A 9,294-nucleotide genomic window follows, 5' to 3' on the forward strand; every position below is an offset into this window, starting at 1 on the left:
CCGCCGTCCGCGAAACGCACCACGCGCCCCACAGCCGCGCTCACCCGCGCACGCAACACGATCCCGCGCCGGCGCAGCAGTTCTCTCGCGGACAAGCCGATGACCGTACCGTCCGCCTCGCGCATCCGGCGCCCCAGCCACGAATCCGCGCTCACCCGCAACAGCCCCGTTGTGGCCTGCCACCAGAAAATATCCCTGCCCAACAATCGCTGCGGCACACAAGCATTGCGGCGACCAATCGACACACTCACCCGACGCCCCGCGGCGGCAAGATCCGCGGCGATCTGAAATCCCGAGTTCCCACCACCCACCACCAACACCCCAGCCCCAATCTCAGGCCCGGCAACATGATCCGCGCTCCGGTAGGCCCAACTGTGCATCTGTGGCACATCCGGACTCAGGTCTTCCGCCGGCGGCACGCACGTACGGCGCCCCGAACGGCCCGGTGGCCACCACCACCTGACCAGCCTGCAGAACACCGTTCGCGGTGATGGCCACGTAACCACCCGCGCCGTCTCTACGCAGATCCGTCACCGCTGTACCCAAGCGCACCGGAAGGGCGAACCTCGCCGCCGCGTATTCAGCCAGATACTCGGCGACTTCGTCCTTACCCGGATACGCCTCCGGCGGACCCGGGAAACGCATCCCCGGCAAACCCGCGTACCGAGCGGGGGTGAACAGGCGAAGCGAATCCCAACGTGACCGCCAACTCGCCCCCACCCTGTCCGCGCCATCCACGATCACCGTCCGAAGGCCGGACTCTCGCAGGTGATACCCAGCGGCCAAACCGGCCTGACCCGCGCCGACGATCAACACATCGCAGTCGTCCATCCCCACCCCCTAAGTTAACATTCATGTAAACATACGTGTTGTAGATTCTCGTGTAAACAACGGTGGAGGTGTGATGGCAGTCGCGAACTCATCCGCGCAGAACCAGGCGACGACCCAGCCCAAACGACGACTCTCGCGCACCGACCGCCGGGACCAGATCCTCGCCGTCGCGACCGAGACGTTCGCGCGCACCGGCTACGCGGCCACCAGCCTCGACGAGATCGCCACCCAAGCCGGCATCAGCAGAGTGATCGTTTACCGACACTTCGCCAGCAAAACCGAGCTATACCGAGCCGCACTCAAACGGATCTGCGACCACCTCACGGCCGCCGTCAAAGTGAACGAGAACGGCGACTACACCAACGACAGCATCGACGCGCTCCTGCACGCCGCAACCAACGACCCCGCCGGATTCCGCCTACTGTTCCGCCACGCCGTCCGCGAACCAGAATTCCGCAGCGACATCGACGCGTTCCAAACCACCATGCGCGCGACCGCCCACCGCCAACTCAGCCAGGTGATCAACGACCCCACCTGGGCGACATGGGCGTCCACCCTGATGCCACAAGTCGTCATCGACGCCATCGTCATCTGGCTAGAGACTGGACAACCCGACCCAGACACCGCCAGCCAACGCATCCGCCTAGCAACCGCCGGCATCTTCCACGCCGCAACCACAAACCTGCCGACGACCGCCACGTAAAACCACACCAACCTGACCACCACAACGCTCCAGAACTAGGAGGCCGCCGGGGCGACACGCGGATTATTCAGCGGCCTCCTAGCCTGAGTTTCCGGCCTTCGTCGCTGACCTTCTGGATTTTGCTGTGAGCGTTGAGTTTTAGCCACCGCGAGCGTATTACCCATTACATGTGGATCAAGGAGTCCTCTAAGATAACGCCTGGAGTCGGACATCGCCGGTCCCGTACCTAATGACCTGCAAGTACAGCTGAGGCGACGACCGGGCAGGTGGGTAATACACCAACGGTCATGACGCGTGTCTGCTGAACAGCGGAAACGTCGATGTTGATCAAGAAAGGCCGGAAACTCCGGCTAGGTGACAGCACCTGCGATCGCCACAGACCGCACGCCTGCGCGCAGGCACGACCCGCGAGTGGATCCCGACCGCAGCACTGCCATCAGTCCAAGCACGGAATTGGTTCGTGGCGGCACAGTCAGTCACAAGGGTCTGTCGAGCGCCGGCCAGACGAGGTATTCCGAGAGTTGGAATACCTGACGGTGCCATTCAACCCTCCTTGAACGAGACTGGCGCGGCCAGCTCGCGAGACGACACTCAGACGACCACTCGCAGCGACTTCCGGTGCCGAACGGACACACCCCACCCAGGCACCTACGCCGACAGGGCTCGTTTAGCGCAGACCGACGCCGGCGGCGATGATGGTCGGGTCCCGGCTCCACTTGCTCCCCACGCCCCGGCTTTCGCCGCTCCGTATACCCGCCGATCACCGGCGAATCGGACAGCACCTGGCAGTACGTGTGATCGACAAACTAGCCTGCTTCATTCCACGAGATCCGCCTGTTTGACAGAGGAGGGCTGCGCGGTGGTCACCGAGTACACAGCGCCTGAGGTATTCACGCGCGGCGTTGAGGAGGGGTGGGCAGATCCGGAGGCGGATCCGACCAAAATCGACTGGCCACCACGGCAGCGCGCGGCAGCGATCTGGTTCGAAGTCGAGGATGGGCGACCGGTTAATCCCTGCGAGCAGCCCGCGATCCAACGGCCCGCAATCAATTGGGCCACTGGGGCGAAGCCTTGGCTGCCGATGCCCTGGTCACTGTCACCCAGCCGCCATCTGGTCAGCGCTGGGCGCTGCTTGTAAGCCGGGGCGATGGCCACGGATGGGCGATGCCCGGCGGCTTCGTGGACGGCGGCGAAGCATCAGCGGACGCGGCCGTCCGGGAGCTTCGTGAAGAGACCGGCCTGAACTTGACGATCATCTCGGATGGGTTGCTGGACGGCCCCAATATGTCCAGGACCCAAGGTGCTCGGGCGAAAGCTGGATGGTCACCTCGCTGCACCAATGCGATCTGGGACACTTGTCCGACCTCCCGACCGTACGTGGTTTGGATGATGCCGACCTGGCAGCGTGGGTACGTGCGAACGACTACACCGACCTGACCACGCATCTGGCCGAGATCGACGGCCACGTTTTTCCGGCTCACATCAAGATGCTGACCACCATCCTGGGCTGAGGGGGTTTTAGGTGAATGTCTTCACCTCCAGCGGATCCGCTCGCGAAACTGCCCTGTCTCTAGGGTTCACCTGTCTGGATAAGCGCATGCGGCACATGGTGGCAGGAGGGTACGACACTCCCCATTGAATGGGTGCGCGGCCAAGCCTTGGGTTCCGAACCGGAACGGGTTGGCGGCTTCTTCACCATTCCACAGGGAAATCTTGACTATCGGTCGGAGAGTTCCACACCCAAGACCAAGGTGGATTTGGGCTACCATTTTCGACCTAGACCACACGCACGAGGCTTTTGTTCCATGACTTTGTGGCCGAATTGAGATTGTCCCTTCTGAATGCCGGCCCCCCCTGTTACTTTCTGCTGGCCGTTTGGCTGGCTTTCACGGGGAAGGCGGGCGAGTATGTCTCGTTTGCGGTTTTTGGCGTGTGCTCTGGCTGTTCTTCTGGTTTTTCAGCTCCTTCCGGGACTTCAACAACCGGCTGGCGCGGCTGTCGCACGGTCTGCTGGTGGAGCTGCGAGCGCCCCGACGCAGCTGACTGGGACGGCTGCCGGTCGTCTCGGCAGGGTTCCCACTTCGGCAACCGACAAGCACCTGGGTGGGACGGTGACGTCTCCCGCGGTGCGAGGCGCCGTGCCACCACAGACGAAGTATTCGTCTCCCGTTCTGCCGGCCAAGCCGAAGCCCGCGCCACAGCACGCCGGTGCTATGACGGAGAAGGCGCCGCCCTCGACCGGAATGACCGCGGCGTCACGAGAGGTTCCCGGTGCGCGTACGTCCCGGCAAACCGAGTTCGCGAACCCGGACGGCACTCACACGCTTCGTTTTTACGCTGGTACGGCGAATGTCCGTGACCAGTCGTCAGGCGCGATGGTTTCCCCTGGACTTGCGACTGAAACCGAGCGCCAGCCGTTTGGTGCCAGCAGATTCCGGCGTCACGACCAGTTTTGGCACCACTGGCACCGATCCGTCGTTGGCGACGGTGACCACCGGGTCCACCTCGGTGGGTTTCGGCGTCGACGGCGCCGCTCCTGTGCCGGGGTGTGACCGCGGCGGACGGCAGTTCGTTGACGTTTAACGGTATTCGCCCGAACGCGAACCTCGATTTGGCCGCTTCTGTCGACGGCGTTAAGGAGAAGATTGTCCTCGCGTCACCCGATGCCCCGTCGACGTGGTCTTTTCCGCTGACCCTGGCTGGCCTGACTCCGTCGATAGATCCCGGCTCTGGTGCCGTGGTGCTGAAAGACGCGGCCGGAGTGCAGCGGGCGTGGATTCCGGCTGGCTGGATGGAGGATTCGAAACTCAGCCCGATCACCAACGATGGCGCGATTTCGCATGCTGTGACGTATTCGCTGTCCCAGCGCGCGGCGGTGTGTGGGTGGTTCAGGTCAGCCTGGATTCGGGGTGGCTGCATGATCCGGCTCGGCAGTTCCCGGTCGTGGTTGACCCGACGGTGCGGACGAACACCGACGGGGACACCTATGTGCAGTCGCCGTACACCTCTGACAACTCCGGTGAGGATTTGTTGAAGGTCGGTCATTACACGGACTCGACCGGTGGGCACAACGCTGCGGCGTATATCGATTTCAACTCGGTTCTGCCGTCGATCCGGAATCAGTATATTGTGGCGGCGACGGTGAATGTGACCGAGGTCTGGTCGTATTCGTGTCAGGCGGCTGCGATCAGCATGTTCCCGGTCACCGGTTCGTGGGCTGCGACGACGCTCAAGCAGTGGCCGGGAGCGTCGTACGACACCAGCCGCGGGGTGACGAAGTCTTTCGCGCACGGGTATAGCTCTGGATGCCCAGCGGCGCGCGAGGGGTTCCCGGTGGACGCGGACCTGATGACTAAGTGGTCGCATGGCCAGACCGCGGTGTACGGGTTCACGTTGCGCGCGGGCACCACGGACATCAATGACTGGAAGAAGTTCGCGTCCGCGCAGTCGGGTGTGGCGGCCAACATTCCGTATCTGGACGTGACCTACGAACCTGAGGGCGCGGCGTATGAGATCCGGAACCCGGTTTCAACCCGCCGGTCACGCCCAACCAGTCCGGGAATCTGGGGGTGGTGGTTTACAACGAGGGTTCCTCGACCTGGCCGGCGAACGGCGCGTGGAAGCTGACGTTCCGGGTGATGAAGGGCTCGACAGTGGTGGTCGGCCCCGGCACCTACCGGTTCGCGCCCACGGTGACCCTGCCGCCCGGCAGCGACGCGTCGATCACCATCACGGTGCCACCATTGCCACCTGCCCAATATCAGTTATGGCTGGACATGGGAAACGCGTCTGGGCAGTTTCTTCTCCTCGACGTACGCGGTGCCGTTCGGGGTGGTGCCGTTCACGGTGGGCGCCGTGGGTCCCACCGTCACCGCGAACCAGCCCGGGTCGGGCGCGGCGGTGTCGTCGCTGACACCGACCCTGTATGCAGAGGCCACCCCGGCCACGAACGCGAAGTTCTCGTTCAAGATCTGCGGCGGCACCGCCGCTGCTCCGGTCGGCTGTGCGTCTTCCGGTTGGCAGGTGGCACCCACCTGGACACCACCGGCGGGCACCCTGAGATGGGGAACGAAGTACTTCTGGACGGTCCAAGCAACTGACCAGGTCACCGCCGGACCGACCTCAGCGCCGATTTGGTTGACCACCGAGGCCCCGCAGCCAGAGATCACCAGCCATCTGTCCGCGACCAGCGATCCACGCGGCGCGCCCGGAGTGGACGCGCAGATCGGCAATTACACCACCCAGACCCAGGACGCGTCGATCAACGTCCCCGGCCCCGCGCTGGCCGTGAACCGCTCATACAACTCAGCTGACCCGCGTACCACCGGCGCATTCGGACCAGGCTGGTCGTCGCTACTGGACGTGGGGCTTCGCAGCGACACCGACGGATCGGGCAACGTCGTGATCACCGGCCAGGACGGCCGAGAAACCCGGTTCGGCCATAACCCCGACGGGACGTACGCGCCGCCGCTAGGCCAGAACGTCACCCTGGTCTACTCGGCAGCGAACAGCGAATACACCCTGAGAAATCCGAGTGGTCAGCGAACAATATTCGACTCCGCGGGACATCTGGTGTCCATTGTGGACACCTCCGGGCACACCCAGACCTGGACGGACGACAGCAGCGGACACCTGACGACCATCACCGACGCGATGTCAGGGCGCTCGCTGCACGTCAACTGGACCAACGGCACCGTCACGTCGATCAGCACCGACCCCCCGCCAACCCGAACGCGCCGCCGCTGACCTGGACCTACCAGTACACCAACGGCGCGCTCACCACCGCCTGCGCTCCACTGTCGGCGACAGCCTGCACCACCTACCAGTACCAATCCGGCACCCGGTATCGCAGCACGGCCCTGGATGACAATCCGTACGCGTACTGGCGACTGGACGACAACTCCGGGACCGCCGCCGGTTCCAGCATCGTTGCCCGTCAGCCCGGCACAGACCAGATCACCTATGACAACGTCGACCTCTCGGCGAGAGCGGCGCGACCGGCGGCGACGACACCGCGGCCGGGTTCGACGCAGGCGGATTCGACCCCACCGGCCTAGGTGGAAACGGTCCCAGCTCCGCGTCATTGCCGGACAAACTCGCCAGCCCCGCGCTGTCACTGTCCGCGGAACTGTGGTTCAAAACCACGAGTAGCGGCGTGTTGCTCGGGCAACAAAACACTGCCCTGACAGCCACACCCACTCAATTCGTGCCCGTTCTTTACGTGGGAACAGACGGGAAACTACGCGGCCAATGGTGGCAGGGAGGCATCAATCCGATCACCTCCGCAGCGACCGTCAACGACGGGAACTGGCACCACGCCGTCATCTCGGGGGCGATCAACACCCAGACGCTGTACCTGGACGGGGTCGCGCAAGGCACGCTGTCCGGGCTGATCGACCACCAGGCCATCACCAAGATGTTCCTGGGCACCACCCGAACCACAAGTTGGCCGTCCGCGGTCGACGGGTACGACCCGTTCACCGGCACCATCGACGACGTCGCGATCTACTGGCACCCGCTGGGCGCCACAGGTCGCCGCGCACTACGCCGCTCGCACTCCCACCCAGAAACTCACCACCGTCGACCAGCCCGGCCACCGATACGCCCAGATCGGCTACGGGCCCACCACCGAACGCCTCACCACACTGACCGACGCCAACGGCGGAAACTGGACCCTGGGCGACCCCACCGTCACCACCCCAGACCCAGCCAACCCCGGTGACGTGACCTGGCCGCAGCGATCAGTCACCCTGCACTCGGACATCCACCAGGACATCACCTCAGTAGCCGACGTGGACCACGGCGGTCGGCCCGTCAGCCGCACCGACGGCGACACCATGACCGCCTGGGATTACAACGACGACGGGTTCGCCACCGGGGTCACCGACGAAAACAACCACTCCACTGTCCGCACCACCGACACCCGCGGTAACACCCTGTCTCGGACCACCTGCTCGGATACGACAGACGCCAACTCGTGTTCAACCAGCTACTACAGCTATTACCTGAACACGGCCGGGCCGCTGGACCCGCGCAACGACAAACTCACGTCCTCATGCGACGGGCGCAGCACGAGTCAAACCGACACCACGTACTGCACGACGTACACATACGACACCAACGGCCGGCCGCTGACCGTCACCGAACCTACGTTTGGCGCCAACGGCACCACACACCCGGTCACGACCTATGCCTACGGCACTGACCCGACCGCCGGTTCATTTGGCCAGCTCGTCTCCGTTGTCGGGCGCCGGAACCAACACACCACCCTGGCCTACGCTGCCACTGGCGCCCTCACCGACAGCACGGACCCGCTGGGCTTGGTCACCCACTACGGCTACGACGCACTCGGCCGCGTCACCTCAAGCGGCACACACGATGGCAGCCACGACTACGGGACCACTAGCTATACGTACGCCGGCCTGTCCCAGCCCGCGATAGTCACCAGCCCCGCTATCACCAACCCGATTACCGGCGCCACACATACAAAACGCGCCACATATACCTACGCCGACGACGGGCAACTGACCCACCTGGACACCAGCGACCTCACAGGTTCCGACGCGGATCGCGGCTGGTCGTACACCTACGACGGTCATGGCCGACTGGCCACGACGACCTCGCCCGGCGGACAGATCAACAGCACCGGATGGAACACCGCCGGCGACCCGACCTCGGCGACGACCGCGACCGGGCTGCACCTAGCCACCACCTACAACGACCGGCATCAACTACTCACCACCACCGCCAACGGCGCTGGCGTCGATCCGCAGGACCCGTCCGCGACCAGCCTGGCATTGGAATCCCGCGCGTACGACCCCGCTGGGCGGCTAGCGCAGGTCACCGACGCGATGGGCGTGACCCACACGTACACCTACTGGGACGACGACGGCCTGCAACAGGTGATACTGCCCGGTTACACCCAGGGCGGCACGGCACCGGCACGTGACGTGGTCCAGTCGCTCTACTTTTACGACGGCGCTGGCCATGTCACCGAGAAACTGGACGCCACCGACGAGACCTACGCGTACGACCCCACAGGCAATCAAACACAGATTGTCACCTCCACCACCAACATCCCGGCCACCGGCTCCACAACGGAGCCGCCCCCCACCTACCGGCAACAGGACCTGACGCCTGACGCTGACGGCAACATCCTCACGACCGCCACCACAGGCCAAGAAAGCCCGGGCCGGACGGAAACCAGCACCGACACGTACGACGCCGCCGGCAACGTGCTGACCGCCAGCCAGATGATCGACGCCAGTCATCAGCGGACCACGACCACCGCCCGTGACGCGCGCGGTCTGCCCATCACCGTCACCGATCCCAACGGCGGCATCACCAAGCTCGGGTACGACAACAGCGGCGCGCTGTCCACTCAGGCTGAGCCCGCGGTGACCACCTGGACTGCCGGAACCCGAAGCGACAACGTCACATCAACTACCACCTACGGCTACGACACCTTCGGGGAATCGACCGGCCAGCGTGACCCGAACGGTGCCCTGACCACCACCGGGTTCACCCTCCTCGACGCCCCGACGACGACGTCACCGAACCGACGTACACCCCGCCCGGCGGCGGCCCGACGATCACCCCGACCAGTGTCACCAGTTACGACACCCGCGGGCTACCAACTAACACAACCGATCCGCTGGGCGCGCAGACCAGCTACACGTACGACCCGTACGGGCGACCGGATCACCCAGACCGCCGCAACGCTGCCCCGGCCAGACTCCCGCGTCACCACCACCGGGTAC

The 9,294-nt window shown here is 64.6% G+C and carries 9 protein-coding genes and 1 pseudogene; 7 read left to right on the forward strand and 3 right to left on the reverse strand.

The genetic code is table 11. The annotated features are described in order from the left end of the window. Window positions 1-333: 333 nt before the first annotated feature. Window positions 334-831 carry an FAD-dependent oxidoreductase gene (locus tag GNX96_RS55000; RefSeq protein ID WP_279581410.1) on the reverse strand — a complete coding sequence of 166 codons (498 nt, stop codon included), beginning with the start codon at window positions 829-831 and terminating at the stop codon, window positions 334-336. Window positions 832-904: 73 nt separating this feature from the next. Between GNX96_RS55000 and GNX96_RS25020 the strand changes: the two genes are divergently transcribed. From GNX96_RS25020 to GNX96_RS55005, 3 genes and pseudogenes are all read left to right on the forward strand, one after another. Beyond that, on the forward strand, window positions 905-1,534 hold the full coding sequence (locus GNX96_RS25020) for a TetR/AcrR family transcriptional regulator (RefSeq protein WP_163569946.1): 630 nt from the start codon (window positions 905-907) through the stop codon (window positions 1,532-1,534). Window positions 1,535-2,605: 1,071 nt separating this feature from the next. Then, window positions 2,606-2,776, forward strand: a pseudogene (locus GNX96_RS64765) (NUDIX domain-containing protein); the annotation flags it as partial. Between the two features lie 77 nt (window positions 2,777-2,853). Beyond that, window positions 2,854-3,045 (forward strand): hypothetical protein, encoded by a 192-nt coding sequence (locus GNX96_RS55005; protein WP_279581411.1) that lies wholly within the window; start codon window positions 2,854-2,856, stop codon window positions 3,043-3,045. Window positions 3,046-3,900: 855 nt separating this feature from the next. On the opposite strand, the gene GNX96_RS55010 is transcribed toward GNX96_RS55005, so the two are convergent. Next, window positions 3,901-4,029, reverse strand: coding sequence for a hypothetical protein (locus tag GNX96_RS55010; protein WP_279581412.1), 129 nt, complete (start codon window positions 4,027-4,029; stop codon window positions 3,901-3,903). A gap of 388 nt (window positions 4,030-4,417) precedes the next feature. On the opposite strand from GNX96_RS55010, the gene GNX96_RS25030 reads away from it, so the two are divergent. Continuing rightward, window positions 4,418-5,161, forward strand: a complete 744-nt coding sequence (locus tag GNX96_RS25030; protein WP_163569947.1) for a DNRLRE domain-containing protein — start codon at window positions 4,418-4,420, stop codon at window positions 5,159-5,161. A gap of 137 nt (window positions 5,162-5,298) precedes the next feature. Here GNX96_RS25030 and GNX96_RS25035 read toward each other — a convergent pair whose 3' ends face one another. Then, window positions 5,299-5,679 carry a hypothetical protein gene (locus GNX96_RS25035; RefSeq protein ID WP_163569948.1) on the reverse strand — a complete coding sequence of 127 codons (381 nt, stop codon included), beginning with the start codon at window positions 5,677-5,679 and terminating at the stop codon, window positions 5,299-5,301. On the opposite strand from GNX96_RS25035, the gene GNX96_RS25040 reads away from it, so the two are divergent. The 3 genes from GNX96_RS25040 to GNX96_RS25050 form a co-directional block, all read left to right on the forward strand. Further along, the gene (locus tag GNX96_RS25040) at window positions 5,672-6,280 is read left to right on the forward strand and encodes a DUF6531 domain-containing protein (RefSeq protein ID WP_163569949.1); all 609 of its coding nucleotides are present in this window, start codon (window positions 5,672-5,674) and stop codon (window positions 6,278-6,280) included. The genes GNX96_RS25035 and GNX96_RS25040 overlap by 8 nt on opposite strands. A 337-nt stretch (window positions 6,281-6,617) precedes the next feature. Further along, the gene (locus tag GNX96_RS25045) at window positions 6,618-7,256 is read left to right on the forward strand and encodes a LamG domain-containing protein (protein WP_163569950.1); all 639 of its coding nucleotides are present in this window, start codon (window positions 6,618-6,620) and stop codon (window positions 7,254-7,256) included. A 1-nt stretch (window position 7,257) separates the two neighbouring features. Continuing rightward, the coding region (locus tag GNX96_RS25050; protein ID WP_163569951.1) for an RHS repeat domain-containing protein at window positions 7,258-9,294 on the forward strand (2,037 nt) is incomplete at its 3' end.

Source organism: Fodinicola feengrottensis, from assembly GCF_010993775.1.
GTDB classification, from domain to species: Bacteria; Actinomycetota; Actinomycetes; order Mycobacteriales; family HKI-0501; genus Fodinicola; species Fodinicola feengrottensis.

What these genes read in the sequence shown, in the direction of transcription:
- GNX96_RS25020 (WP_163569946.1), top strand. Translation starts at nt 905, where the DNA reads ATGGCAGTCGCGAACTCATCCGCGCAGAACCAGGCGACGACCCAGCCC.
- GNX96_RS55000 (WP_279581410.1), bottom strand. Translation starts at nt 831, where the DNA reads ATGGACGACTGCGATGTGTTGATCGTCGGCGCGGGTCAGGCCGGTTTG.
- GNX96_RS55005 (WP_279581411.1), top strand. Translation starts at nt 2,854, where the DNA reads ATGGTCACCTCGCTGCACCAATGCGATCTGGGACACTTGTCCGACCTC.